Genomic DNA, 24,953 nt, shown 5'->3' on the forward strand with positions numbered 1-24,953 from the left:
CGTTTTGTCGCCGGCCGGGCGGCCTCGCTGCATATTCAGCCCCCCGTTTTCGAGCCGCGCCCCGCCGGCGAGGCTCCCTGCGCCACACCATGTTCGCCTCCCTGCGTCGCTACTTTTCCACCGACCTCGCCATCGACCTCGGCACCGCCAACACCCTGATCTACGTGCGCGGCAAGGGCATCGTCCTTGACGAGCCGTCAGTGGTGTCCATCCGCCACGAAGGCGGCCCCAACGGCAAGAAGACCATCCAGGCCGTGGGCCGCGAGGCCAAGGCCATGCTCGGCAAGGTGCCCGGCAACATCGAAGCCATCCGCCCGATGAAGGACGGCGTCATCGCCGACTTCACGGTCACGGAGCAGATGCTCAAGCAGTTCATCAAGATGGTCCACGACTCGAAGACGTTCAAGCCGTCGCCGAGGATCATCATCTGCGTGCCCTGCGGCTCGACCCAGGTCGAGCGGCGCGCCATTCGCGAATCGGCCCTCGGCGCCGGCGCCAGCGAGGTCTACCTGATCGAGGAACCCATGGCCGCCGCGATCGGCGCAGGCCTGCCGGTGGCCGAGGCCTCGGGCTCCATGGTCGTGGACATCGGCGGCGGCACCACCGAAGTGGGCGTCATCTCCCTGGGCGGCATGGTCTACAAGGGCAGCGTGCGCGTCGGCGGCGACAAGTTCGATGAAGCCATCATCAACTACATCCGCCGCAACTACGGCATGCTGATCGGCGAGCCCACGGCCGAGGCGATCAAGAAGAACATCGGCAGCGCCTTCCCCGGCTCTGAGGTCAAGGAGATGGAGGTCAAGGGCCGCAACCTCTCCGAAGGCGTACCGCGCAGCTTCACGATCTCGTCCAACGAGATCCTGGAAGCCCTGACCGACCCGCTGAACCAGATCGTCTCCGCCGTGAAGAACGCGCTGGAGCAGACGCCCCCGGAACTGGGTGCCGACATCGCCGAGCGCGGCATGATGCTGACCGGTGGCGGCGCGCTGCTGCGCGACCTGGACCGCCTGCTGGGCGAGGAAACCGGCCTGCCGGTGCTCGTCGCCGAAGACCCGCTGACCTGCGTCGTTCGCGGCTGTGGCATGGCGCTGGAGCGCATGGAGCGCCTGGGCTCCATCTTCACGTCGGAATAAACCCAACCTCCTGATACGCCGCCTGGCGCGCCATGCCCCTCGGCACACTAGACCGCACGCCACCGCCGTTCTTCCGCCAAGGTCCGTCGGCGCTGACCAAGCTCGCGCTGTGTTCGGCGCTCGCGCTGCTGATGATGGTGGCTGACGCCCGCTTCAAGCTGATGCAGCCGGTGCGGGCCGGCTTCGCGCTCGTGCTGCACCCTGTGCAGCGCCTGCTGCTGACGCCCGTCGATGCCTGGGAGACCCTGGGCGACTACCTGCGCGGCACGCAGCGCGCGATGGCGGCGGAAGACCTCGCCAAGCGCCAGCTCGCCCAGCAGGCCGAACGGCTGTCCCGTGCCGAGGCCCTGCAGACGGAGAACGACCATTTGCGCAAGCTGCTGGGCCTGCAGCCCAGCCTGAGCGTGCCGTCCATCCCCGCAGAGGTCCTGTTCGAGGCGCCCGACCCCTTCTCCCGCCGGGTCGTCATCGACCGCGGTGCCACCCAGGGCGTGGCCGCCGGTTCGCCGGTCATCAACGAGGCCGGCGTGCTGGGCCAGGTGACGCGCGTCTACCCGCTGTCCAGCGAGGTCACGCTGCTGACCGACAAGGACGCCGCCATCCCGCTGCTGAATGCGCGCACGCAGATGCGCAACACCGCCGCCGGCCGCTCGGACGGCACCGGCATGGAGCTGCGTTTCCTGGCCGCCAACGCCGACATCAAGGTGGGAGACCTGATGACGACCTCGGGCCTGGACGGCGTCTATCCGCCGGGCCTGCCAGTCGCCAAGGTCGCCGTCGTCGAGCGCCGCGGCGACTCCAGCTTCGCCCAGGTGTTCCTCACCCCCATCGCCCAGCCGGACAGCGCCCGCCACGTGCTCGTGCTGCTGCCGCAGGACCGCCATCTGGCCGCCAAGCAGGAGGCCGAGGTAGCTGCCGCGGACGAAGCGGCGTCGGCTGCGGCGGCCAAGGCCGTCGCCCGCGCCGCCAAGAAGGCCGAACGCGCCGAGAAGGCAGCCGCGAAGTCCTCGGGAGCCGCGCCATGATCATGCCGCGCGCCGCCGACCAGCTGCTGCTGCCGGCCAACCCCTGGTTCATCGCCCTCACGCTGATCGTCGCGCTGATGGTGGACATGGTGCCGGCTGGCCGGCTCGCGGCGATGCCGGACGTGCTGGCCGTCGTGCTGGTCTTCTGGGGCGTGCACCAGCCGCGCCGCGTCGGAGTGCTGTGGGCCTTCATCTTCGGGCTGCTCGTCGACGTGCACGACGGCGCGCTGCTGGGCCAGCATGCGCTGGCCTACAGCGGCCTGAGCTACGGCGCGATACTGCTGCATCGCCGTCTGACCTGGTTCCCGCTCGGCGGCCAGGCGGTGCAGGTGCTGCCGCTGTTCTTCGCCGCGCATGCGCTGGCGCTGATCGTGCGCATGCTGGTCGGCGGCATGTGGCCGGGCTGGAGCGTGCTGCTGGCACCCGTCTTCGAGGCCGCGCTGTGGCCGGTGGCCAGCGTGCTGCTGCTGGCGCCTCAGCGCCGCGCGCCGGACCGCGACGCCAACCGGCCGCTATGACGTCTCCACGGTCGCGCCGTTTCACGGCATCCCTCGCCGCCCGGGTGGTCGGGCAGGATCGGGTCTAGCCCGTGGTCGTCATCAAGAACCTCCGCCAGGAGCTGTCGCGCTTTCGCCTGCGCGTGCTGGCCGCGGTCGCCTTCGTGCTGTTCTGCTTCGGCCTGCTCGTCGCGCGCCTGGTCTGGCTGCAGATCGTGCAGCACGACAGCTTCGCCGAGCGGGCCGAGTCCAACCGCATCGCCGTCGTCCCCATCGTGCCCAATCGCGGCCTCATCAAGGACCGCAACGGCGTCGTGCTGGCCAGCAACTACTCTGCCTACACACTGGAGATCAATCCAGAGAAGGTCGCCGACCTGGACGCCACCATCGAGGCACTTGGCGATGTCATCGAGATCCAGGCCCGTGACAAGCGCCGCTTCCGGCGCCTGCTCGACGAGTCCAAGCACACCGACTCCCTGCCCATCCGCACCAAGCTGACGGACGAGGAAGTCGCACGCTTCACGGCCCAGCGCTTCCGCTTTCCCGGCGTCGAGATCAAGGCGCGGCTGTTCCGCTCCTACCCGCTGGGCGATGTCGGCGCGCATCTGATCGGCTACATCGGCCGCATCAACCAGGCCGAGAAGAAGGCGATGGACGACTGGGAGGAGGAGGACATCGCCAACTACCGCGGCACCGAGTACATCGGCAAGCTGGGCCTGGAGCAGGCCTACGAGAAAGAGCTGCACGGCACGACCGGTTTCGAGCAGGTGGAGACGAGCGCCGGCGGCCGCGCGGTGCGGCGCCTGGACCACCGCCCGCCCACGCCCGGCAATACGCTGAACCTGTCCATCGACATCAAGCTGCAGGCGCTGGTGGAAAAGCTGTTCGGCGAGCGGCGCGGCGCGCTGGTTGCCATCGATCCGCGCAACGGCGAGGTGCTGGCCTTCGTGTCCAAGCCCACCTTCGACCCCAACCTGTTCGTCGATGGCATCGACGCCGACTCCTGGCGCGAGTTGAACGAGGACATCGACAAGCCGCTGCTGAACCGCGCGCTGCGAGGCACCTATCCGCCCGGCTCCACCTTCAAGCCGCTGATGGCCATGGCCGCCCTGAACAGCGGCAAGCGCGCACCCGGCACGGTCATCATGGACAACCTGACCTACAGCTTCGGTGGCCGAAGCTTCGGCAGCCCCGAGACCGACCGCGCCGGTCCCAAGGACATGCGACTGGCCATCGTCACCTCGTCCAATGTCTACTTCTACAGCCTGGCCAACGAGATGGGCGTGGACCTGATCCACGACCAGCTCGAGCCCTTTGGCCTGGGCCGCAAGACCGACATCGATGTGCAAGGCGAGGTTTCCGGCGTTCTGCCCTCGCAGGAATGGAAGCGCAACTACTTCCGCAGAAGCCCGGCGAACCAGAAGTGGTTCCCCGGAGAGACGATTTCGCTGGGCATCGGCCAGGGCTACAACAACTTCACGATGTTGCAGATGGCCACGGCCTACTCCACCATCGCGTCCGGCGGCCAGCGCTACAAGCCGCGCCTGGTACGCGAGATCGAGGACGTGGTGAAGCACGAGCAACGCCGCATCGCCAGCGACGCGCTGGAGCCTCTTCCGCTCAAGCCCGCCGATGTCGACGTGATCCGCAACGCGATGAACGGCGTGACGCTGGAGGGCACGGGGCGCCAGGTGTTCGCCGGCGCGGCCTACCAGAGCGGCGGCAAGACCGGCACCGCCCAGGCCGTGGGCCTGAGGGCGGGCGAGAAGTACAGCGCCATCAAGGCCGACGAGCGCAAGCGCGACCACTCGCTCTACGTGGGCTTCGCGCCGGTGGACCAGCCCACCGTCGCCCTGGCCGTCATCGTCGAGAACGCCGGCTGGGGCTCGGCCTCGGCCGCACCCATCGCGCGCCGCGTGTTCGACTACCTGCTGACCGGTGCCTACCCCAGCGAGGAAGACATCGCCAAGACGCAGCTGGGCCAGACCTTCGCGCCCATCGGCACGCCGCGCCGTGCCGTGGACGTGCCCTTGCCGGGCCTGGCCGCCACTTCGCCGGGCGCGGCATCCGCTGCGTCCGCACCGGCCTCGGGAGCCTCGCCGGGGAACGCCGGGCCGTCCCAGGTTTCCTTGCCGGCCTCGGCAGGCGCAGCGGCCGCGAGCCGGCCCAGGGGGCGCACAGAATGACCGTCATCGAGCGACCGCCTCTGTGGCAACGCCTGAAGCCCTGGCTCAGCGGCTTCGATGTCCCGCTGCTGCTGGCCGTGGCATGGCTGTGCTTCTGGGGCCTGCTGTGCATGTACTCGGCCGGCTACGACCACGGTACCCGCTTCGTCGACCACGGCCGCAACATGCTGCTGGGGCTCGGCCTGATGTTCATCGTGGCCCAGATCTCGCCGCAGCGGCTGATGGCGCTGGCCATCCCGCTGTATGTCTTCGGCGTGACGCTGCTCATCGCCACGGCGGTATTCGGCATCACCAAGAAGGGCGCCACGCGCTGGCTCAACGTCGGCGTCACGCAGATCCAGCCGTCCGAGCTGCTGAAGATCGCCACGCCGCTGATGCTGGCCTGGTGGTTCCAGAAGCGCGAAGGGCTGCTGCGCTGGCCGGACTTCATCGCCGCGTTCGCGCTGCTGCTGCTGCCCTTCTTGCTGATCGCCAAGCAGCCCGACCTGGGCACGAGCCTGCTGGTGCTGGCCGCAGGCCTGTACGTGATCTTCTTCGCCGGCCTGCCGTGGAAGCTCATCGTGCCGGCCTTCGTGCTGGCCATCGCCGGGATCACGACGCTGGTGCTCAGCGAGGAGCGCATCTGCGAGCCGGACACCGTCTGGGTGGTACTGAAGGAGTACCAGAAGCATCGCGTCTGCACGCTGCTGGACCCGACCAAGGACCCGCTCGGCAAGGGCTTCCACATCATCCAGGGCGAGATCGCCATCGGCTCCGGCGGCATGACCGGCAAGGGCTTCATGCAGGGTACGCAGACCCACCTGGAGTTCATCCCCGAACGCACCACCGACTTCATCTTCGCGGCCTTCGGCGAGGAGTTCGGCTTCATGGGCGCGCTGGGGCTGCTGGCCGGCTTCACTGCGCTGATCCTGCGCGGCCTGATGATCGCGTCCGACGCACCGACGCTTTTCTCCCGGCTGATGGCCGGTGCGGTGACGCTGTCCTTCTTCACCTACGTGTTCGTCAACATGGGCATGGTCAGCGGCATCCTGCCCGTCGTCGGCGTGCCGCTGCCCTTCATCAGCTATGGTGGCACCGCGATGGTGACGCTGGGCCTGTCGCTGGGCCTGCTGATGTCCATCGCGCGGGTCAGGAAGCTGGTGAAGACCTAGCGGCTTTCCCGGAGGTACGCATGAAAGTTGACGTGGAAGAGTTCTCGGGCGGCTCCGCCAAGATTCTTGCGGGTCTGATCAATACGTGGCTCGCGGCCAATCCCAGCGTACGCATCATCTCCATCGAGACCTTCACACCGTCGGGCGATCGCGCCCGAATTTGGTTCACGAGGTAGGCCGCTCCGGATGCACGGCCCCGGCCGGGAAGCGGATCGTGAACCGCGCCCCCGGCCCCTGCCCGTCGGGCGACTCGCCACCCGCCGCGCGGCGCACGCGGGTGTCGTCGAGTGCCATCTCGGCCTCGTGCTGCTGCACGATTTCCTTCACGATGGCCAGGCCGAGACCGGAACCCTCGACGCCGCTGCCCAGCGACCGGTAAAAAGGCTGGAAGACCTTCTCGCGCTCGCCCGGTGCAATCCCGGGCCCGGTGTCCTCCACCTGCAGCACGACGACCTGGCCGAAGGGATCTTCGACGACGCGCACCGTCACCAGCCCTCCGGCCGGCGTGTAGAGAAGCGCGTTGTCGACGAGGTTGCGGATCAGCTCGCCCAGCAGCACCGGATGGCCATGCACGCGCAGCCGGCTGTCGTCAGGCACGACGCCGTCGTAACCCAGGTCGATGCGCCGCTCCAGCGCGCGCGGCACGAAGTCGCGCACCGTGTCGATGGCGATCTCGGCGAGGTTGACGGGTTCTCGCCGCAGCGCCTGCTCGACGTCCTCGGCCCGCGCCATCGCAAGCAGCTGGTTGACCATGTGCGCCGCCCGCTCGCTGGCGCGGGCGATCTGCGCCAGTGAGCGCTTCATCTCCTCAGGCGAGGCGCGGCCGGCATCGATCTCGCGCTGGATCAGCTCGGCCTGGGTGCGCAGGCCGGCCAGCGGCGTCTTCAGCTGGTGGGCTGCATCGGCGAGGAAGTGCTTCTGCCGGCTCATCGACGAGTCCAGCCGCGCCAGCAGGTCGTTGATCGCGCGCACCAGCGGCGCCACCTCGTCGGGCACACGCTGCTCGTCGATGGGCGACAGGTCGGAACTCTCGCGCGAGCGGATGCGGCGCTGCAGCTCGTTCAGCGGGGAGATGCCGCGCGCCAGCGCCAGCCACACCAGCAACACGGCCAGCGGCAAGATGACGAACTGCGGCAGGATGACGCCCTTGATGATCTCGTTCGTCAGCCGAGCCCGCTTGCCCATGGTCTCGGCCACCTGCACGAGCATGGTCCGGGCCGACCCGGACTGCCCCTCGGCCGCGACCCACAGGTAGGCCACCCGCACCGCGTCCGATCCCACCTCGTCGTCGCGGAAGTGCAGCTCCCACGGCACGACGGGTGCCTCCTCGGTAGGCACCGGCAACGCCGCATCGCCGCTGAGCAGCTCGCCGCGCAGGCCCAGCACCTGGTAGAAGACCGTGTCAGACGCATCCGCCCGCAAGAGCGCCGCCGCTTCGGGCGCGAGGGCGTAGCGGTCCTTGCCCTTGCCGACCGCCGCGGGCACTGGCGCCGCGGCCGCCACCTGCTGCCCCAGGCTGCGCGCCATTTCGCCCAGCTCACGGTCATAGGGTCGCCCGGCGATGCCCTGCGCCACCAGCCAGGTCAGCGCCACGCTGATCGGCCAGATCAGCAGCAGCGGCGCGAGCATCCAGTCGAGGATCTCGCCAAACAGCGAACCCTGCTGCGGGCTCGCGCCGTCCTTGGTGGGCATTTACACGGGTCGCGGCGCCGGGCCGCTCCCTGGCTGGTCCCGCCCCCCGCAGTAGCTCGACGGCCGCAGCAGGCCGGCGAATTGCGTCATGACGCGATTTTCTCGAGGCAGTAGCCGAGACCTCGCACGGTAGCGATGCGGATCGGTCCCTGCTCGATCTTCTTGCGCAGCCGGTGGATGTAGACCTCGATGGCGTTGTTCGAGACCTCTTCACCCCACTCGCACAACCGCTCGACGAGCTGGTCCTTGCTGACCAGACGGCCGGCTCGCTGCAGCAGCACCTCCAGCAGCGACAGCTCACGCGCAGAAAGCTCCAGCATCTGCTCGTTGATATAGGCCACGCGGCCGGTCGCATCGAAGCTCAGCGGTCCGTGCTTGATGATGCTGCTGGCCGTGCCCAGGCCGCGCCGCGTCAGCGCGCGCACGCGCGCCTCCAGCTCCTGCAGCGAGAAGGGCTTGGCCATGTAGTCGTCGGCGCCCAGGTCCAGGCCCTTGACGCGCTGCTCCACGCTGTCCGCCGCGGTGAGGATCAGCACCGGCATCGTCGAGCCGCGCGCACGCAGCTTGCGCAGCACCTCCAGCCCGTGCAGGCGCGGCAGGCCCAGGTCCAGGATGACCAGATCGAACTCATGCGTGGCCAATGCCGTATCGGCCTCGCTGCCGGTCGCGACACGGTCCACGGCATAGCCCGAGGCGCGCAGCGCGCGCAACAGCCCGTCGGCCAGCACTTGGTCGTCTTCCGCAATCAGGATGCGCATGGTCTTGTCTCCTGCTCCGATGTTAGGCCTTGCGCAGGTGGCTCATCCCATGAGCCACCCCGTGCCTAGGATGCTCCTCAATCCTGAACCGCCCACCAGCGTGGATCAGGGGACAAAATACTGTACAAACATACAGATTGCCCCATAATTCGACCATTCCCCACGGAGATTCGCATGGACGCCCCGGTCAAAGCCCTCAACACCGAAAAAGCCAAGGCCCTGCAGGCCGCCCTCGCCCAGATCGAAAAGCAGTTCGGCAAGGGCTCCATCATGCGGCTCGGCGAAGGCGAGGCCTTGGAAGACATCCAGGTCGTCTCCACCGGCTCGCTGGGCCTTGACATCGCGCTGGGCGTCGGCGGCCTGCCGCGCGGCCGCGTCGTCGAGATCTACGGCCCCGAGTCGTCCGGCAAGACGACGCTGACGCTGCAGGTCATCGCCGAGATGCAGAAGCTCGCCGGCACCTGTGCCTTCATCGACGCCGAACATGCACTGGACGTGCAGTACGCGCAGAAGCTGGGCGTCAACCTGAGCGACCTGCTGATCAGCCAGCCCGACACCGGCGAGCAGGCGCTGGAGATCGTCGACGCGCTGGTGCGCTCCGGCTCGGTCGACCTCATCGTCGTCGACTCGGTCGCCGCGCTGACGCCCAAGGCCGAAATCGAAGGCGAGATGGGTGACAGCCTGCCCGGCCTGCAGGCCCGCCTGATGAGCCAGGCGCTGCGCAAGCTGACTGCCACGATCAAGAAGACCAACTGCATGGTCATCTTCATCAACCAGATCCGCATGAAGATCGGCGTCATGTTCGGCTCGCCCGAGACGACCACCGGCGGCAATGCGCTGAAGTTCTACGCCTCCGTGCGCCTGGATATCCGCCGCATCGGCTCCATCAAGAAGGGCGAGGAAGTCATCGGCTCAGAAACCAAGGTCAAGGTCGTCAAGAACAAGGTCAGCCCGCCGTTCAAGACCGCCGAGTTCGACATCCTCTATGGAGAGGGCATCAGCCGCGAGGGCGAGATCGTCGACATGGGCGTCGTTCACAAGATCGTCGAGAAGTCCGGTTCCTGGTACGCCTACCAGGGCGAGAAGATCGGCCAGGGCAAGGACAACGCCCGCGAATTCCTGCGCGAGAACGTCGACGTGGCGCGCGAGATCGAGAACAAGATCCGCGAGGCGGTCGGTGTAGCCCCCTTGGGCGAGGCCGACGCTACAGCCAACAAGGCGTGACCGCCGCGGCTGCGCCGCAGCCTGGCGTGGTCCGCATGACCGCACAGCAGTGCCCGGGCCGCGGCCGAAACCACGCATCCAACCCGGTTGCAAGCCAATCATGGCGCGCGCGCCTCTGTCGCTGAAGGCGCGCGCGATCGGCCTGCTGGCCCAGCGCGAGCACAGCCGCATCGAGCTCCGGCGCAAGCTGCTGAGCATCGAGCGGCGCTCGCGCATGGCGACGCTCGACGCCGACATGCGCGAGGACGCCGAGGACGCAGCGGGAGCCAGCGAGGCGGCCATCGATGCACTGCTCGACACCCTCGCCGCCGAGGGCTACCTCGACGAAACACGCTTTGTCGAATCGCGTCTGCATGTTCGAGCCGGCCGCTTTGGCGCCCAGCGCATCCAGCAAGAACTCGCCCGGCATGGGCTGCAACTGGATGCCGAGCAGCAAGCGGCGCTGCGCGCCACGGAGATGGAGCGAGCCCGCGAGGTCTGGCACAAGCGCTTCGGTCCGGAGCCGTCCCGGGATGTCGCTGAGCAGGCACGTCAGACCCGCTTTCTGCTGGCCCGCGGGTTTTCCCCCGATCTGGTGCGACGCCTGCTGCGGGCCTGAGTGCTTGCACAGCTTCCAAGCCCTGCTTGACCGAGTGCGGAGGGGAGTTTTTACCCTCCGTGCTACATTGCCGCCTGCCCCAAAACGAGGGTTCACCCGGTTACAAGCCCTTTGCCGATGTCGGCAAGGCGCTGCAAAAGCCGGTCTGACCCCGTCCCGGCACCGGCCGGGTTGATCCGCCAATCCCGTCTCATGCCCGCCGTCAACCCGTCCATCACGCGTCGCCCGCTGCACCGCCGCGCCCTCGATGTGCAGGTGTTCGCGCGCGATGACGGCTTGTTCGATGTGGAAGCCAGCCTGACGGACACCAAATCGCATGATGTGCCGTTGGCCGGCGTACCGCGCAAGGCGGGTGACCCCATCCACGAAATGCGCCTGCACCTGACCGTGGACGCGACGCTGACCATCACCGCCGCCACGTCCGAGACGCTGTGGATGCCCTATCCGGCCGCCTGCGGCGAGCATGGCGACGCCTATGCCCGCCTCGTCGGCCTGAATCTGATGAAGGGCTTCCGCCAGGCTGTCCATGAACGCCTGGCCGCCACGCGTGGCTGCACCCATCTGACCGAGCTCTGCCAGGTGCTGCCGACGGCCGTCATCCAGGCCCTGGCCGGCTCCGTCATCGACACCCGCGAGGGTGATGCCTCCGGCAACCCGCCCTTCCAGCTCGACCGCTGCCACGCGCTGCGCCGCGACGGTGCCACCGTCGCCCAGTTCTACCCCCGTTGGCATCTGGCGACCCCAGAAGCCACCGCGACCGCTTCCTGACTTCCCCGACCCGAGAGACCCCAGCCATGAAAATCCACGAATACCAGGGCAAAGAAATCCTGCGCCAGTTCGGCGTGCCGGTGCCGCGCGGCATCCCGGCCTTCACCGTGCAGGAGGCAGTCGAGGCTGCCCAGAAGCTGGGCGGCCCGGTCTGGGTCGTGAAGGCCCAGATCCACGCCGGCGGCCGCGGCAAGGGCGGCGGCGTCAAGGTGGCCAAGACCATTGAGGACGTCAAGGCCAAGGCCGAGGGCATCCTCGGCATGCAGCTCATCACCCACCAGACCGGCGCCGAAGGCCAGAAGGTCCGCCGCCTCTATATCGAGGACGGCGCCGACATCGGCAAGGAGTTCTATATCTCCCTGGTGACCGACCGCGCCACGCAGAAGGTGGCCTTCATCGCCTCCAGCGAAGGCGGCATGGACATCGAAGAGGTGGCCCACAGCACGCCCGAGAAGATCATCACCGAGATCATCGACCCGCTGACCGGCATCACCGCCGAGCAGTCGAAGAAGATCGCCGCCGCCATCGGCATGGAAGGCCACACGGTCGACCAGGCCGTCGACCTGTTCGCCAAGCTCTACAAGTGCTACATGGACACGGACGCGTCGCTGGTGGAGATCAACCCGCTGAACCGCGACAGCAAGGGCAACCTGATGGCCCTGGACGCGAAGTTCAACTTCGACGCCAACGCGCTGTTCCGCCACCCCGAGATCGTCGCCTATCGCGACCTGGACGAAGAGGACCCCGCTGAGGTCGAGGCCTCCAAGTTCGACCTGGCCTACATCTCGCTGGACGGCAACATCGGCTGCCTGGTCAACGGTGCCGGCCTGGCCATGGCCACGATGGACACCATCAAGCTGTTCGGCGGCGAGCCGGCCAACTTCCTGGACGTCGGCGGCGGCGCCACCGCCGAGAAGGTCACCGAGGCCTTCAAGATCATGCTGAAGAACAAGGCCGTCAAGGGCATCCTGGTCAACATCTTCGGCGGCATCATGAAGTGCGACACCATCGCCGAAGGCGTCATCACCGCCTGCAAGGCCGTGAACCTGCAAGTGCCGCTGGTCGTGCGCATGAAGGGCACCAACGAAGAACTGGGCAAGAAGATGCTGGCCGAATCGGGCCTGCCCATCATCGCCGCCGACACGATGGCCGAAGCTGCCACCAAGATCGTCGCCGCCGTCAAGTAAGCCCAGGAGTTCCACACCATGTCGATCTACATCAACAAAGACACCAAGGTCATCACCCAGGGCATCACTGGCAAGACCGGCCAGTTCCACACGCTGGGCTGCCAGGCCTATGCCAACGGCAAGAATGCCTTCGTCGCGGGCGTGAACCCGAAGAAGGCCGGCGAGAAGTTCTCCGAGATCCCCATCTACGCGACCGTCAAGGAAGCCGCGTCGCAGACCGGCGCCACCGTGTCCGTCATCTACGTGCCGCCCGCCGGCGCCGCTGCCGCGATCTGGGAAGCCGTCGAAGCCGACCTGGACCTGGCCATCTGCATCACGGAAGGCATTCCTGTGCGTGACATGCTGGAAGTGCGCAACAAGATGAAGGCGAAGGAAGCCGCCGGCGGCAAGAAGACGCTGCTGCTGGGTCCCAACTGCCCGGGCCTGATCACGCCCGAGGAAATCAAGATCGGCATCATGCCCGGCCACATCCACCGCAAGGGCCGCGTCGGCGTCGTGTCGCGCTCCGGCACGCTGACCTATGAAGCCGTGGCACAGCTGACCGAGCTGGGCATCGGCCAGTCGTCGGCCGTGGGCATCGGCGGCGACCCGATCAACGGCCTCAAGCACATCGACGTGATGAAGGCCTTCAACGACGACCCGGACACCGACGCCGTCATCATGATCGGCGAGATCGGCGGCCCCGACGAGGCGGAAGCGGCCCGCTGGTGCAAGGCCAACATGAAGAAGCCCATCGTCGGCTTCATCGCCGGTGTCACCGCCCCTCCGGGCAAGCGCATGGGCCACGCCGGCGCGCTGATCTCGGGCGGCGCCGACACGGCCGATGCCAAGCTCGCCATCATGGAAGAGTGCGGCTTCACGGTCACGCGCAACCCGTCCGAGATGGGCAAGCTGCTCAAAGCCCTGCTGTAATCCGGGCTTCGTTCCCCTGAAAGCCGCCGGGTTCGACCCCGGCGGCTTTTCTTTTTCCGCCCGCCGCCTCGCAAGACATGGACCTCCAAATCGACGTATTCAGCACCGCCTTCCTCATCGCGCTGCTGAAGATCATCTGGGTCAACATCCTGCTGTCCGGTGACAACGCCGTCGTCATCGCGCTGGCGGCGCGCAACCTGGCGGCCGACCAGCAAAGGCGCGCCATCATCTTCGGCAGCGGTGCCGCCATCGTGCTGCGCGTCGTGCTGACGCTGTTCGCCGTGCAATTGCTGCAGCTCCCCTGGCTGAAGCTGGTCGGCGCCGTGCTCCTGTTGTGGATAGGCGTGCAGCTGCTGGCCGATGGCGACAACGATGCCGACGTGCACGCCAGCAGCAGCATCTGGGTGGCCATCCGCACCATCCTGATCGCCGACCTCGTGATGAGCCTGGACAACGTCATCGCCGTCGCGGCCGCCGCCAACAGCGCACCCGAAGGCGCCCGGGTGATCCTGCTGGTCATCGGGCTGGGCCTGTCCATTCCGCTCATCATCTTCGGCAGCACGATGCTGCTGAAGCTCATGCAGCGCTTCCCGGCCATCATCACCATGGGCGCGGCGTTGCTGGGCTTCGTCGCCGGCGAAATGGCGACGACGGATGCCGCCGTGCATGAATGGTTCGAGGCCCACATGCACGGGCTGGACTACGCGGTCAGCATCAGCTGCGCCGTGCTCGTCGTGGCCACCGGCCTGGCCCTGGCGCGTCGCGGCAGGCCCGAGGCGACCTAAGATCGCCGGCATGGCTAGCGGCAAACCCGGTTTCTGGCAGCGCCTCGTCGGCCGCGGTACCGACGCGCCGCCCGCCGCGGCCCCAACGCCGCCGCCCACGCTGCCCGGGGGGTCGCCGACGCCGGCCACCGACGAGGCGCCAGTGCAGGCCGCAGACGCCTCACCGGATCTTCAGGACTTCGACATCGGCGCCGAAATCGGTCGCGGCGCGATGGCCATCGTCTACAAGGCCACGCAACGCTCCACCGGCCGCCAGGTCGCCATCAAGCGTCTGGCGCTGAGCCGCGAGTTCTCGAGCGAGGACCTGGCCGACGTGCGCGAACGCTTCATGCGCGAGGCGCGTGCAGCACGCCAGCTCCAGCATCCCGACATCCTGCAGGTCGTCGACGCCGGCCAGGATGGCAGTGACGCCTGGCTCGCCCTCGAGTACGTGCTGGGTCGCGACCTCAGCCTATTCACCAGGCCTGGCCAGCTGCTGCCGGCACGCGAGGTCGTTCAGCTGGGCGCCCGCCTGGCCCGCGCGCTGCACTATGCGCACAGTCAGGGCGTCATCCATCGAGACATCAAGCCGGCCAACGTGATGCTGGACCGCGTGAACGGCGGCCTCAAGCTGATGGACTTCGGCATCGCCCGGGTCGGCGACGGCAGCCGCACGCGCACGGGCCTGGTACTGGGCACGCCGTCCTTCATGTCGCCCGAGCAGCTGGCCGGCCTGACGGTGGATGGCCGCAGCGACCTCTACTCCCTCGGCGTGCTGCTCTACCAGTTGCTGACCGGTGTGCTGCCGCATCAGAGCGACTCGATGGCGCGGCTGATGCAGCAGATCGCCACGGAGCCTGCACCCGACGTACGCACCCACCGCCCGAGCCTGCCCGAGGCCCTGGCGCTGGTGCTGGCCGTGGCGCTCGAGAAACGTCCCGAGCTGCGCTACCCCTCGGGCGAACAGATGGCGCGCGACCTGGAAGCCGTCCTCGTCATGGCCCTGCAGGCCGAGCCTGCGATGCCCGAAACCGCCGCCCCACAGGATCCGGCCTTTGCGCAAACCTTCGCACAAACACTGCGTTTGACGCCGGAGGAAGCAGGGCAGAATCCCCGCTCCCCCGCCCCCGGCGACGTGCCGTCAGACCCCCGCCAAGCCTCATGACACTGGAGTTCTTCAGCGCCACCGACGTGGGCCGTGCGCGCGACAACAACGAGGACTCGGTCGCCCTGGACGAGGCCGCCAGTCTGGTTGTGCTGGCCGACGGCATGGGCGGATACAACGCTGGCGAGGTGGCCAGCCAGATGCTGACCAGCTTCGTCAGCAGCGAGCTTGGCCGCTGGCTCAAGAGCAATGGCCGGGAAGCCCGGGCTGGTGAAGTCAGACGCGCCATGGACATCTGCGTCGACAACGCCAACCGCGCCATCTTCAACGCCGCCAATACCAACCCGCGCTATGCCGGGATGGGCACGACGCTGGTGCTGGGCGTGTTCCGGCCCGAGGGCCTGCTGCTGGGACATGTCGGCGACTCACGCGCCTACCGCCTGCGCGCAGGGCGCCTGATGCAGATCACCCGCGACCACTCCCTGCTGCAGGAGCAGATCGACGCGGGCCTGCTGACCGTCGAGGAAGCGGCCTTCTCCAGCAACAAGAACCTCGTCACGCGCGCCGTCGGCGTCGAGGACACGGTGCTGATGGAGCTGCATCTGCACGAAGTCCAGCCTGGCGACACCTATCTGCTGTGCTCCGACGGCCTGTCCGACATGCTCGACGACGACAGCCTGGCCAACCTGCTCAACAACAACCCGACGCTGCCGGAAGCGGCGCGCGCCCTGATCAACGCGGCCAATGAAAGCGGCGGGCGCGATAACATCGCGCTCATCCTGGCCCGCGCCGAGGGCCGCCAACGTACCGAGGGACGGGGCTGGTGGCCCTTCGGTCGGCGTGGCGGCAAAGACTCCGTCGCCTGAAGAGTCGCGGCACGCACAACAGAACTTGAGGTCATAAATGGGCAAACTGGTGGTTTCGCTCGACGGCGTGGTGATCAAGGAAGTCCAGATCACCAAGGACAAGACCACGCTCGGTCGGCGGCCGTACAACGACATCGTCATCGACAACCTCGCCGTCAGCGGCGAGCACGCCGTACTGCAGATGGTCGGTGCCGACGTCTTCATCGAAGACCTCAATTCCACCAATGGCACCTACATCAACGGCAAGGCCATCAAGAAGCAGCTGCTGGCCGACAACGACACGGTCGAGATCGGCAAGTACAAGATCAAGTTCCTGCTGAGCGACGGTGGCGACTACGAGAAGACGATGATCCTCAAGCCCGGGTCCGGCGCGCCGCCGAACCTGGGCCTGACCTCCTCCTTCGGCTCGCTGGGCAGCGGCAACACCATCGGCCCGGCGTCCATCAAGGTGCTGACAGGTGCTGCCGCCGGCCGGGAGGTCGCGCTGACCAAGGTCGTCACGACGCTGGGCAAGCCCGGCGTGCAGGTCGCCTCCATCACCAAGCGCCCCACCGGCTATGTCTTTGCCCATGTCGAGGGAGGCCAGCGCCCCAGCGTCAACGGCATCCCGCTGACCGGCGAATCCATCGCCCTGCGCACCGGCGACCTGATCGAGCTGGCCGGCACGCAGATGCAGTTCGTCCAGGGCTGACCGCCCTTCCTGGCGGCCGGCCGGGCCGGATTCCGCGGCGGTCGGCCGCGTGTGATTTCCTCACGCACGGCATCCCCCCAACTCGGTAATCCGACCGTCACGAGCCGCCGGGGGCTGCGTACATTCTTGGGCATCTGCCCCGCCTTGCGCGAGGCTCACGAATCCAAGCCATGCACCGCATGAACATCCGCGTCCTGGGCTGCTCCGGCGCCATTGCCGCCGGCTACAAGACCACCGCCTTCTTGCTCGACGACGATGTCCTCATCGACGCCGGCACCGGCGTGGGCGACCTGCCGCTGGATGCGCTGGCTGCCATCGACCATATTCTGCTCAGCCACTCCCATCTGGACCACGTGCTGGGCATCCCGCTGCTGGCTGACGCCGTGCTGCGCCTGCGCGTCGCCGCAGGCCGCCCGCCCATCCGGGTCCACGCCCTGCCGCAAACGCTGGACGCACTGCGCCAGCACCTCTTCAACGGCATCATCTGGCCCGATTTCACCGCGCTGCCCACTGCTGCCGCGCCGGTGCTGTCGCTGCATCCCTTCCAGATCGGGGACCGCCTCGACCTCGGGGGCCGCGTCATCGAAGTCCTGCCGGCGGTCCACACCGTGCCGGCGGTCGGCTTCGCCGTGGACGCCGGCGCCTCCGCCGGCCATGCCCACTGGGTCTTTACCGGCGACACCGGCCCCAACCCGGCGCTGTGGCGCCGGCTGGCCGACCTGCGCCTGTCCCACCTCGTCATCGAGACCGCCTTCAGCGACGACGAGGCCGCGCTCGCGCACGTCAGCAAGCACCTTTGCCCGCACGACCTCGGCCACGAGCTGGCGCAACTGTCCGGCAGCGTCGATGTGCGCATCACCCACATCAAGCCCGGCGAGGTCGAGGCCGTCATGCAGGGCGTGCAGGCGCTGAGCAGCCCGCACCGGATCAGTACGCTCCAGGCCGGGCAGGACATGAAGCTCTAGTCCCGCAACACCAAGTTACAGGCGCCTTCGAGGCGCCATTTTTTCGCCTGACGTTTTTCGGCCGGCCGGCTGGAGATGACAGAACGCGTCAGCCCAAAGTGACCATTTTTGTCAGCCCCCCGCGTTCGGGGCTCCCATTCGTGCGCTTTCGCACAGGCCTACAGGCCGAAAAAGCTGGCACGCCCCCTGCATTCAGGGGGAGTGCCCTCCTCCCACCCACTTTGACTGGAGTAACGACATGAACCTGAAAGCACGCGCCCAACAAGGCTTCACCCTGATCGAACTGATGATCGTCGTCGCCATCATCGGCATCCTGGCAGCTGTGGCGATTCCGCAGTACAAGGACTACACGGCCAAGGCCAAGGCAGGCAATGCGCTGTCGGCTGTCGACTCGCTCAAGACTGCCATCGCCCTGTGCATCCAGGAAAACGGCGGTGTCAAGACCAACTGCGTGGGCGGCAGCAACGGCATTCCCGCCGATGCTGACTTCAAGGCTACGAATGAAGTGACTGCCGTCAACACGGCCACTGCCGGCGACATTGAAGCCACGCTGAAGTCCGGCGCTGTGGGCGCTGCAACGTACATCAAGTGGTCCGCAAACGTCGGCGAAACTGCCGTGACCTGGACGATCACAACGGACGCTACCGGCGCTGTCAAGACCGCCATCGAAAAGAACAGCGCGTCCTGATTCATTCAGTTGACTGCTTAATCGAAACAGGGGGCTTGCCCCCTGTTTTCATTTCTGAAACAAATCCGCCACTCATGTGACCGCCACCCAGCTCAAGCAGCCTGTAGGCGATATCCAAAGATGGCTCGCCTGCGGCCTCGTGATCATCATGGGGGTCCTGCCCTTGTGGCCTGCTGGACACAAGTCGGCGCACGACTTCCAACGTGCTGCCGAATGTCTGATCCTGCTGGCGGCTTCGTTCTCACTCTGGTGGAAGCCGACATGCCTGCCCGAGTACCGAAGCAGGTCCGCCCTGGCAGCTGCAAGCCTGGTACTACTGATTCTGATGTCATGCTGGCACAGCCGGTACACGGCCGCAGCCCTGCAGGAGGTGGCCTTATGGCTTGGGCTGCTGGGATGGGCATGGGTGTGCCGCCAGCGCGCCGTGGCCGGCGACGAAAGCACACTGCTGCGAGCCATGGCAGCTGCGATGGCTGCCTACGCGGCCACCGTGCTGCTGCTCTACCTGACCTCGTTGATGTCCGGCCAACTGCTGGATGCGCGGGGATTCATGATTGGCTTCTCGAACCCCCGTTTCTTGAATCATGTGCAGACCGTTGCGGTGCCCCTGCTGTGGGTGGTTGCTGCATCGGATGCCGATAAACGCTGGCGCGCGCTGGCCTCTGGCGCTGCAATGGCGCAAATCGCGCTGACAGTCCTGACGCTGGCACGTGCCACCTTCCTAGCTTGGCTTGTTGCCCTGATCGTTTTGACGCTCTCGCGTGAGTGCCGGATCAGTCGCCAAGGCTGGACTTGCCTTGTATCAGGACTGCTAGGAGCGCTCCTGCTTTTCTTGGCCTTGCCCAGCGCCTTGGATCTCACATGGCGCCCGTCCTTTGCAAGTCCCACAGGCCTCAGTTCTGCCCATTCGCGGGATTTGCTATGGACCGCCGCCCTCGATCAGTTTCTTCAATCCCCATGGCTGGGGCAGGGGCCGATGCACTTCGCCGCGCAGATCAATCCCACTGCCGCGCATCCACATAACGTCTATCTACAGCTCGCTGCCGAACTCGGGCTGCCTGCATCGTTGCTTGTCATGGGTTTGATGCTGATGCCGCTGGCGCAGGGCCTTCGATGCTTGTACCGCGCCACCCCATCGCGCCCGCTGCTGGCCGGCGCACTTGCCGCGACCATGGCTGCTCTGGTCGATGGCGCATTCTCAGGCAACTTCGTGATGCCGCTATCGCAGCTCTGGATCGCCACCGCCTGGGGACTGATGGCCGGCGCCGTAGCCCGATGCGAGCCTGCGGCGGTACCCCTACGTGAACGCCGTTCGTGGTCGCTCAAGCACTGGGCAGCGTCCTTGCTGCTGGCCACCCAGTTCGGTCTGTGCGTCACGACAGCAATGCAGGCGGCCCGAGAACCGCCTCGCATACGCGCAGACAGCCCAGTCCCTCCTCCGGGGGAAACCTATCGCCCCAGGTTCTGGCTGGATGGTTGGATCTAGCGTCGCGCGCCACATCGCGACGGAGCGCGGACCCATGCCATCATCTGCGCCCATGTCCTCCCAGACTCCCACCTCGGTCGAAGCCGCGCCGCTCGGCCTGTTCTTCGCCGCAGCGCTGCCGCCGCTGCTGGCCTATAACCAGACCCCTTCGGCAACGCTCTACAACCAGCTCCTCGCCCTCGCCGGCTGGGGTCTGGCTCTCGTCCTGCTTGCCCGCGCCACGCCCGGCTGGCTGAACGGACTGAAAAGTCCCGCGGCGCTGGCGCTCCTGCTGCTGCTCGTCGCACCGATGAGCTCTGTCGTCTGGCGCTCCCTGCCTGCGTCTCTGGGGCTGGGCGCCATCGCCATCATCGGCGCCGGCCTGGCCGTGCTGCTGGTCGCCCAGGGCCTGTCGCGCGACCAGCGCAACCTCGCCGCCGAAGCACTGTGCTGGGGCCTGCTTGCCGCCGGCCTGGCCAGCGTGGTCGTCAGCCTCGTGCAGGTCTTCATGCCCGGCTGGGCCGACGGCAACGTCATCGCGCGCTCGGGCATTGCGGGCCGGGCAGTCGGCAACCTGCGCCAGCCCAACCACCTCGCCAGCCTGATGATGTGGGCCTCGGTCGCCGCAGTCTTCGTCACCGAGAGGCGCGGCTGGCGCTGGCTGCTCGCGCCGCTGCTGTTCGCCTGCGTCTTCACCGTCGTGCTGAGCGCCTCGCGCACCGGCTTCATCGGCATCGCGATGCTGGCCGTGTGGGGCCTGGTCGACGGCAGGCTCTCGCGCAGCGCGCGCCTCGCCCTGCTGGCCACGCCGCTGATGCTGGGCGTCAGCTGGTGGCTGATGGCGCAGTGGTCGGCAGAGGGCCATGCCTTCGGCGCCGCCTCGCGCCTGTCCGAGGGGGCCGGCTCGCCGTCGCGCCTGGCCATCCTGCGCGACGCCTGGGCCCTGACACTTGCCAACCCGCTACTGGGTGTCGGCTGGGGCGAGTTCAACGTCGCCTGGAGCCTGACTCCCTTCCCGGACCGCCCCGTCGCCTTCTTCGACCACACGCACAACCTGCCCTCGCAGCTGGCGGTCGAACTGGGCCTGCCGTGGGCGGGTGCGGTGCTCGCCTTGCTGGGCTGGGCGCTTTGGAAAGCCTGGCGCGGAGCGGCTCGCGCCGGCGAGGACGCGCCGCTGCGCCGCGCGGCGCTGATGATTGTGCTGACCATCTCGCTGCACAGCCTGCTGGAGTACCCGCTCTGGTATGCCTACTTCCTGCTGCCGGCCTGCTTCGCCCTCGGCCTGGCCCTGCCGGTCAAAACTCAGGCCGATGCACCCGCCAGGCCCGCGCCGGGCATGCCCTGGCAAATGGTCGGTGGCCTGCTGATCGCGGGCAGCGCCTTCGCCGTCTGGGACTACCACCGCATCGTCGTCATCTACGCGCCGCCGGATGACGCCGCGCCCCTGAACGAGCGCATCACCACAGGCCAGCGCTCGCCATTCTTCAGCCACCAGGCCGACTACGCCGCCGCCACCGGCTTCCCGCCCGGCAAGCTGGCCCTTGCCGCAACGCGCCGCACCGCCTTCAGCCTGGTGGACGCGCGACTGCTGATGCACTGGTCGCGTTCGCTGCAGACCATTGGCGACGTGGAAGGCGCCCGCTATGTCGCGGACCGGCTGCGCGAGTTCCGCAACCCCACCGGCGACACCTGGTTTTCCAGTTGCGAGGAAGCAGCCTCTGCGCCGCCCATGCCGCAATGCCAGCCGGCCTCTGGCGTGGTGGACTGGCGGACGCTGCGCTAGCCTGCGGCGCGCCAGTCGCCGCTCTTGCCGCCTTGCTTCTCCAGCACGCGCACGTCGGCGATGACCATGCCGCGGTCGGCGGCCTTGCACATGTCATAGATGGTCAGCAGGCCCACCTGCACGGCGCACAGCGCCTCCATCTCGACGCCAGTACGGCCCAGCGTCTCGACCTGGGCACGGCACAGCACGCGGCTGCCGGCCTCGTCGAGCTCGAAATCCACCGCCACGCGCGTGATCGGCAGCGGGTGGCAAAGCGGCACCAGATCGCTGCAGCGCTTGGCGCCCTGGATGGCCGCGATGCGCGCCACGCCCAGCACATCGCCTTTCTTGGCCGTGCCGCCGACGATCAGCGCAAAGGTCTCGGGCCGCATGCGGATCTCGCCGGCGGCAACGGCGACGCGGTGGGTCTCGGCCTTGGCCGACACGTCCACCATGTGGGCCTGGCCCTGGGCGTCAAAGTGGGTCAACGGGGTCGTCATGCCTGGAAACAAAGGGGCAAGGTGTTGCAGGCATCATAGGAGCCTCGTTCCCGGCTTGCGCCCCTGTCCGATGAAGAAGTCCCTGCACCGCCCTCTGCTCAGCCTGCTCGCCGCGGCGACGCTGGCCCTGCCCGGCGCCCCGCTGAATGCCCAGGTCAATCTGCCGGCCCTCGGCGACTCGGTCTCGCAAGACCTGGACGTGGGCGCCGAGCGCCAGTTGGGCGAGCGCTACATGCGCTCCATCCGCCTGGACCCTGCCGTCGTGCAGGACCCGCTGCTGCAGGAATACATGGAAGGCATCTTCCAGCCACTGGTGGCAGCATCGAGCAAGCTGGGCCACATCGGCGAGGACATCCAGTCCCGATTCGCCTGGGAGTTCTTCCTCGTCGAGGACAAGAGCGTCAACGCATTCGCGCTGCCGGGCGGCTTCATCGGCACCCACCTGGGCCTGATCGCGATGACGGTGTCGCGCGACGAGCTGGCGTCGGTGCTGGCTCACGAGATCTCGCACGTGACGCAGCGCCACATCGCCCGGCGCATCGCGGGCGACTCGAAGAACAGCATGATCGCCATCGCCGGCCTGCTGCTCGGCGTGCTGGCCGCCTCGCGCGGCAACATCGACCTCGCCAACGCCGGCATCGTCGGCGGCCAGGCCGCGGCCACGCAGATGTCACTGAACTTCTCGCGCGACATGGAGCGCGAGGCCGACCGCGTGGGCTTCAACGTGCTCGTGGAGGCGGGCTTCGCCGGCAGCGGCATGGTGAGCATGTTCGAGCGCATGGAACAGGCCTACCACCTGATGGACAACGGCGCGTTCCCCTACCTTCGTTCCCACCCGCTGACCAGCGAGCGCATCGGCGATGCGCGCACGCGCCTGGCGCTCGAACCGTTCACGCGTCCTCGTGGCCTGGCCGAACACGCGTTGATGGCGGCCCGCGCCCGCGTGCTGATGGACCCGCGCGTGGACGCCTGGAAGGTGCTCGAGAACTACGACGCCGGTGCCCGCAACATCCGCGAGAGCGGCGGCTACGAGCAGCTGGGCGCGCGCTATGCCGCCACGCTGGCATCCATCAAGCTGCGCAACTTCGACCGCGCCGAGGCGACGCTGCGCAGCGCCGAGGTGACGTTGCAGCTCATCAACCCAAGCCCCGCCGAGACCGTGGCCGCCCGCCGGCAACTCACCTACCTGCGCGCCGAGCTCGCCCAGGCCCGCGGCCGCCCGATGGAAGGAGCAGCGGCGCTGGACAGCCTGCAGGGCGAGAAATCCCGCCCGATGCTGATGCAGCGCGTGGGCCTGGCACTGGTGCCCGGTACCGGCGTGCCCGCCCTGCGCGAGGCGGCTGACGCACTGCAAACCCATGTCAGCCTGCAACCCAAGGATTCGCACGCCTGGGCCCAGTTGGCCCTGGTCTGGCAGAAGCTCGACCAGCCGTTGCGTGCGGTGCGCGCGCAGGCCGAGGTGCATGCCGCCGCGGGTGACCTCAACGGTGCCATCGACCGCCTGCGCTCCGGCTTGCGGCAGTCGCGCGGCCCGGACGCCGACCAGGTCGAGGCTTCGGTGATCGACGCGCGGCTGCGCACGCTGGTCTATGAGCGCCAGTCCATCCTGGGCGAGATGTACCGGGGCCGCTACATCCCGCCGGACGTCGAGCTGCCCAACTGAGACCTGCAGCTACGACCTGACGGCCGCCGGGGCGGGCCTACTCCCCGGGGAACAGGCGCTCGATGACGACGTCGATGACCATGCCGCACAGGCTGTAGATCAGCGAGCCGATCAGCGCTGCCCAGAAGCCGGTCACGGCCAGGCCGTCCAGCACCGAGGCGGCAGCCCAGAACATCAGCGCGTTGATGACGAAGAGGAAGAGCCCCAAGCTCAGCACCGTCACCGGCAGTGTCAGCAGCACGAGGATGGGCCGCAGCAGCGTGTTCAACAGGCCCAGCACCAGGGCTGCGATCAGCGCCGAAGTGAAGCTCTTGACGACGACGCCGGGGTAGAGGTGGGCCACCAGCAGCAGCGCCCCGGCGAGCAGCAGCCAGCGAACGAGAACCTTGGTCATGCGGCGAGCATATCGGGCACCACCCATCGCAGTGTCGCGCCAGCGCCTCAGCATGACATGGATCAAATAGGAATCGTTCGCATTTGTGTTAAGATTTTTGCGGATCGAACCCGTCGTCCTGTCCGTGAAGCCGCTCGCTTTTGTCGCCCCCACTCCGGTCGCCGCACCATCCCGGCTGGCCGTGTCGCGCGTGGCGCAATCACGACCGAGCTATGGCGAGCTGTCGCAGCCGCCGCGCAGTCGCCGCCTGGTGCTGGTCGGCGTCGCCGCGCTGCATCTGCTGGGCCTGTGGGGCCTGAGCCAGATGCAGGACGTGCGCCGTGCAGTGGCCCGTGTCGCACCGGTCGTTGTGCGCCTGGTCGCGCCGGCAGAGCCGCCCAAGCCCCTGCCGCCGCCGCCCATGGCAATGCCGGAGCTGAAGGTTCCGGCGACGACGCTGATCGAGCCGCCGCTGATCGCCATCGCGGTGGCACCCGCACCGTCGCCGGTCGTCGCGGCCCTGCCGCCGCCCCCACCGGTGGTCGTGCAGGCGCAGGTGGCGCCCGCTCCGCCCGTCGTGCAGGTCGCGCCGCCGCCGGCGCCGCAGATCAAGCAGATCCCGGCCAGTGCCGTGCGCTATCTCAAGGAGCCGCGCATGACGGTGCCGCTGATGTCCAAGCGCCTGCGGGAATCCGGCGTCGTGCATCTGCGCGTCGTCGTCGACGTGCGTGGCCAGCCGCGTGAGATCACGCTGGCGAAGTCCTCCGGCTACACCCGGCTCGACGAGCAGGCGCTGCTGGACATGCGCAGCGCCCGCTTTGCCCCCTATATGGAAAACGGTCAGCCCGTCGAGTGGGAGGTCATCGCACCGATGTCCTACGAAGTCGACCGCTGACCCCAGCCCTTTCCCCTGAGTAGCCATGCCGTGGGCGGCGCCCGACGCCGTCGTGGGCAAAGCCATGCCCATTCACGATCCATCG

General features: G+C 67.7%; 25 protein-coding genes. 21 read left to right on the forward strand and 4 right to left on the reverse strand.

Features of this window, described 5'->3' with window-relative positions; translation table 11 throughout:
• The first annotated feature begins 89 nt into the window (after window positions 1-89).
• From QM732_RS22360 to QM732_RS22385, 6 genes are all read left to right on the forward strand, one after another.
• Window positions 90-1,133, forward strand: coding sequence for a rod shape-determining protein (locus QM732_RS22360; RefSeq protein ID WP_056191483.1), 1,044 nt, complete (start codon window positions 90-92; stop codon window positions 1,131-1,133).
• Between the two features lie 32 nt (window positions 1,134-1,165).
• Window positions 1,166-2,158: a rod shape-determining protein MreC gene (gene mreC / locus QM732_RS22365; RefSeq protein ID WP_415658292.1), complete on the forward strand. Its 993-nt coding sequence runs from the start codon at window positions 1,166-1,168 to the stop codon at window positions 2,156-2,158.
• The gene (mreD, locus tag QM732_RS22370; protein WP_415658293.1) at window positions 2,155-2,676 is read left to right on the forward strand and encodes a rod shape-determining protein MreD; all 522 of its coding nucleotides are present in this window, start codon (window positions 2,155-2,157) and stop codon (window positions 2,674-2,676) included. The genes mreC and mreD overlap by 4 nt, the downstream gene beginning before the upstream one ends.
• A 71-nt stretch (window positions 2,677-2,747) precedes the next feature.
• Window positions 2,748-4,841, forward strand: coding sequence for a penicillin-binding protein 2 (mrdA, locus tag QM732_RS22375; protein WP_415658294.1), 2,094 nt, complete (start codon window positions 2,748-2,750; stop codon window positions 4,839-4,841).
• Complete coding sequence (gene rodA, locus QM732_RS22380) at window positions 4,838-5,992, forward strand: rod shape-determining protein RodA (RefSeq protein WP_415658295.1); 1,155 nt, start codon at window positions 4,838-4,840, stop codon at window positions 5,990-5,992. Before mrdA ends, rodA begins: the two co-directional genes overlap by 4 nt.
• Before the next feature lie 20 nt (window positions 5,993-6,012).
• Window positions 6,013-6,168: a hypothetical protein gene (locus tag QM732_RS22385; protein WP_415658296.1), complete on the forward strand. Its 156-nt coding sequence runs from the start codon at window positions 6,013-6,015 to the stop codon at window positions 6,166-6,168.
• Here the strand turns inward: QM732_RS22385 and QM732_RS22390 are convergent.
• Both QM732_RS22390 and QM732_RS22395 read right to left on the reverse strand, forming a co-directional pair.
• Entirely contained in the window at window positions 6,158-7,684 is a 1,527-nt protein-coding gene (locus QM732_RS22390; protein WP_415658297.1) for a sensor histidine kinase, read from the reverse strand. The two genes, QM732_RS22385 and QM732_RS22390, sit on opposite strands and share 11 nt — an antisense overlap.
• An 86-nt stretch (window positions 7,685-7,770) precedes the next feature.
• The gene (locus QM732_RS22395; protein ID WP_293504703.1) at window positions 7,771-8,442 is read right to left on the reverse strand and encodes a response regulator transcription factor; all 672 of its coding nucleotides are present in this window, start codon (window positions 8,440-8,442) and stop codon (window positions 7,771-7,773) included.
• Between the two features lie 174 nt (window positions 8,443-8,616).
• Here QM732_RS22395 and recA point away from each other — a divergent pair, with 174 nt between their 5' ends.
• From recA to QM732_RS22460, 13 genes are all read left to right on the forward strand, one after another.
• Complete coding sequence (recA, locus tag QM732_RS22400) at window positions 8,617-9,666, forward strand: recombinase RecA (protein WP_415658298.1); 1,050 nt, start codon at window positions 8,617-8,619, stop codon at window positions 9,664-9,666.
• A 100-nt stretch (window positions 9,667-9,766) separates the two neighbouring features.
• Window positions 9,767-10,264 (forward strand): regulatory protein RecX, encoded by a 498-nt coding sequence (locus QM732_RS22405; protein WP_415658299.1) that lies wholly within the window; start codon window positions 9,767-9,769, stop codon window positions 10,262-10,264.
• A 192-nt stretch (window positions 10,265-10,456) separates the two neighbouring features.
• The gene (locus QM732_RS22410; RefSeq protein WP_415658300.1) at window positions 10,457-11,032 is read left to right on the forward strand and encodes a DUF2889 domain-containing protein; all 576 of its coding nucleotides are present in this window, start codon (window positions 10,457-10,459) and stop codon (window positions 11,030-11,032) included.
• A 26-nt stretch (window positions 11,033-11,058) separates the two neighbouring features.
• Window positions 11,059-12,219, forward strand: a complete 1,161-nt coding sequence (gene sucC, locus QM732_RS22415) for an ADP-forming succinate--CoA ligase subunit beta (protein ID WP_415658301.1) — start codon at window positions 11,059-11,061, stop codon at window positions 12,217-12,219.
• Window positions 12,220-12,237: 18 nt separating this feature from the next.
• Complete coding sequence (gene sucD, locus QM732_RS22420) at window positions 12,238-13,131, forward strand: succinate--CoA ligase subunit alpha (RefSeq protein ID WP_415658302.1); 894 nt, start codon at window positions 12,238-12,240, stop codon at window positions 13,129-13,131.
• Window positions 13,132-13,208: 77 nt separating this feature from the next.
• Window positions 13,209-13,916, forward strand: a complete 708-nt coding sequence (locus tag QM732_RS22425; RefSeq protein ID WP_415658303.1) for a TerC family protein — start codon at window positions 13,209-13,211, stop codon at window positions 13,914-13,916.
• Between the two features lie 10 nt (window positions 13,917-13,926).
• Window positions 13,927-15,060 (forward strand): serine/threonine-protein kinase, encoded by a 1,134-nt coding sequence (locus QM732_RS22430; protein WP_415658304.1) that lies wholly within the window; start codon window positions 13,927-13,929, stop codon window positions 15,058-15,060.
• Window positions 15,057-15,866, forward strand: a complete 810-nt coding sequence (locus QM732_RS22435; RefSeq protein WP_415658305.1) for a Stp1/IreP family PP2C-type Ser/Thr phosphatase — start codon at window positions 15,057-15,059, stop codon at window positions 15,864-15,866. The genes QM732_RS22430 and QM732_RS22435 overlap by 4 nt, the downstream gene beginning before the upstream one ends.
• Before the next feature lie 37 nt (window positions 15,867-15,903).
• Window positions 15,904-16,557 carry an FHA domain-containing protein gene (locus tag QM732_RS22440; protein WP_415658306.1) on the forward strand — a complete coding sequence of 218 codons (654 nt, stop codon included), beginning with the start codon at window positions 15,904-15,906 and terminating at the stop codon, window positions 16,555-16,557.
• A gap of 179 nt (window positions 16,558-16,736) precedes the next feature.
• The gene (locus QM732_RS22445; RefSeq protein WP_415658307.1) at window positions 16,737-17,522 is read left to right on the forward strand and encodes an MBL fold metallo-hydrolase; all 786 of its coding nucleotides are present in this window, start codon (window positions 16,737-16,739) and stop codon (window positions 17,520-17,522) included.
• A gap of 238 nt (window positions 17,523-17,760) precedes the next feature.
• Window positions 17,761-18,210, forward strand: coding sequence for a pilin (locus tag QM732_RS22450; protein WP_415658308.1), 450 nt, complete (start codon window positions 17,761-17,763; stop codon window positions 18,208-18,210).
• A 76-nt stretch (window positions 18,211-18,286) separates the two neighbouring features.
• Window positions 18,287-19,696: an O-antigen ligase family protein gene (locus QM732_RS22455; RefSeq protein WP_415658309.1), complete on the forward strand. Its 1,410-nt coding sequence runs from the start codon at window positions 18,287-18,289 to the stop codon at window positions 19,694-19,696.
• 52 nt (window positions 19,697-19,748) lie between these two features.
• Window positions 19,749-21,458, forward strand: coding sequence for a Wzy polymerase domain-containing protein (locus QM732_RS22460; protein WP_415658310.1), 1,710 nt, complete (start codon window positions 19,749-19,751; stop codon window positions 21,456-21,458).
• On the opposite strand, the gene moaC is transcribed toward QM732_RS22460, so the two are convergent.
• Window positions 21,455-21,937, reverse strand: a complete 483-nt coding sequence (gene moaC / locus QM732_RS22465) for a cyclic pyranopterin monophosphate synthase MoaC (RefSeq protein WP_415658311.1) — start codon at window positions 21,935-21,937, stop codon at window positions 21,455-21,457. The two genes, QM732_RS22460 and moaC, sit on opposite strands and share 4 nt — an antisense overlap.
• A gap of 70 nt (window positions 21,938-22,007) precedes the next feature.
• On the opposite strand from moaC, the gene QM732_RS22470 reads away from it, so the two are divergent.
• Window positions 22,008-23,600, forward strand: a complete 1,593-nt coding sequence (locus QM732_RS22470) for a M48 family metalloprotease (protein ID WP_415658312.1) — start codon at window positions 22,008-22,010, stop codon at window positions 23,598-23,600.
• A 37-nt stretch (window positions 23,601-23,637) separates the two neighbouring features.
• Here QM732_RS22470 and QM732_RS22475 read toward each other — a convergent pair whose 3' ends face one another.
• Complete coding sequence (locus tag QM732_RS22475; protein ID WP_415658313.1) at window positions 23,638-23,994, reverse strand: phage holin family protein; 357 nt, start codon at window positions 23,992-23,994, stop codon at window positions 23,638-23,640.
• A gap of 124 nt (window positions 23,995-24,118) precedes the next feature.
• Here QM732_RS22475 and QM732_RS22480 point away from each other — a divergent pair, with 124 nt between their 5' ends.
• Window positions 24,119-24,868, forward strand: coding sequence for a TonB family protein (locus QM732_RS22480; protein ID WP_415658314.1), 750 nt, complete (start codon window positions 24,119-24,121; stop codon window positions 24,866-24,868).
• Window positions 24,869-24,953: the final 85 nt, after the last annotated feature.

It is taken from the genome of Roseateles sp. (genome assembly GCF_047654805.1).
GTDB lineage: Bacteria > Pseudomonadota > Gammaproteobacteria > Burkholderiales > Burkholderiaceae_C > Pelomonas.

Coding starts and splice junctions, on each gene's coding strand:
- QM732_RS22360 (WP_056191483.1), top strand. CDS start 90: ATGTTCGCCTCCCTGCGTCGCTACTTTTCCACCGACCTCGCCATCGAC.
- mreC (WP_415658292.1), top strand. CDS start 1,166: ATGCCCCTCGGCACACTAGACCGCACGCCACCGCCGTTCTTCCGCCAA.
- mreD (WP_415658293.1), top strand. CDS start 2,155: ATGATCATGCCGCGCGCCGCCGACCAGCTGCTGCTGCCGGCCAACCCC.
- rodA (WP_415658295.1), top strand. CDS start 4,838: ATGACCGTCATCGAGCGACCGCCTCTGTGGCAACGCCTGAAGCCCTGG.
- QM732_RS22385 (WP_415658296.1), top strand. CDS start 6,013: ATGAAAGTTGACGTGGAAGAGTTCTCGGGCGGCTCCGCCAAGATTCTT.
- QM732_RS22390 (WP_415658297.1), bottom strand. CDS start 7,684: ATGCCCACCAAGGACGGCGCGAGCCCGCAGCAGGGTTCGCTGTTTGGC.
- QM732_RS22395 (WP_293504703.1), bottom strand. CDS start 8,442: ATGCGCATCCTGATTGCGGAAGACGACCAAGTGCTGGCCGACGGGCTG.
- recA (WP_415658298.1), top strand. CDS start 8,617: ATGGACGCCCCGGTCAAAGCCCTCAACACCGAAAAAGCCAAGGCCCTG.
- QM732_RS22405 (WP_415658299.1), top strand. CDS start 9,767: ATGGCGCGCGCGCCTCTGTCGCTGAAGGCGCGCGCGATCGGCCTGCTG.
- QM732_RS22410 (WP_415658300.1), top strand. CDS start 10,457: ATGCCCGCCGTCAACCCGTCCATCACGCGTCGCCCGCTGCACCGCCGC.
- sucC (WP_415658301.1), top strand. CDS start 11,059: ATGAAAATCCACGAATACCAGGGCAAAGAAATCCTGCGCCAGTTCGGC.
- sucD (WP_415658302.1), top strand. CDS start 12,238: ATGTCGATCTACATCAACAAAGACACCAAGGTCATCACCCAGGGCATC.
- QM732_RS22425 (WP_415658303.1), top strand. CDS start 13,209: ATGGACCTCCAAATCGACGTATTCAGCACCGCCTTCCTCATCGCGCTG.
- QM732_RS22430 (WP_415658304.1), top strand. CDS start 13,927: ATGGCTAGCGGCAAACCCGGTTTCTGGCAGCGCCTCGTCGGCCGCGGT.
- QM732_RS22435 (WP_415658305.1), top strand. CDS start 15,057: ATGACACTGGAGTTCTTCAGCGCCACCGACGTGGGCCGTGCGCGCGAC.
- QM732_RS22440 (WP_415658306.1), top strand. CDS start 15,904: ATGGGCAAACTGGTGGTTTCGCTCGACGGCGTGGTGATCAAGGAAGTC.
- QM732_RS22445 (WP_415658307.1), top strand. CDS start 16,737: ATGAACATCCGCGTCCTGGGCTGCTCCGGCGCCATTGCCGCCGGCTAC.
- QM732_RS22450 (WP_415658308.1), top strand. CDS start 17,761: ATGAACCTGAAAGCACGCGCCCAACAAGGCTTCACCCTGATCGAACTG.
- QM732_RS22460 (WP_415658310.1), top strand. CDS start 19,749: ATGTCCTCCCAGACTCCCACCTCGGTCGAAGCCGCGCCGCTCGGCCTG.
- moaC (WP_415658311.1), bottom strand. CDS start 21,937: ATGACGACCCCGTTGACCCACTTTGACGCCCAGGGCCAGGCCCACATG.
- QM732_RS22470 (WP_415658312.1), top strand. CDS start 22,008: ATGAAGAAGTCCCTGCACCGCCCTCTGCTCAGCCTGCTCGCCGCGGCG.
- QM732_RS22475 (WP_415658313.1), bottom strand. CDS start 23,994: ATGACCAAGGTTCTCGTTCGCTGGCTGCTGCTCGCCGGGGCGCTGCTG.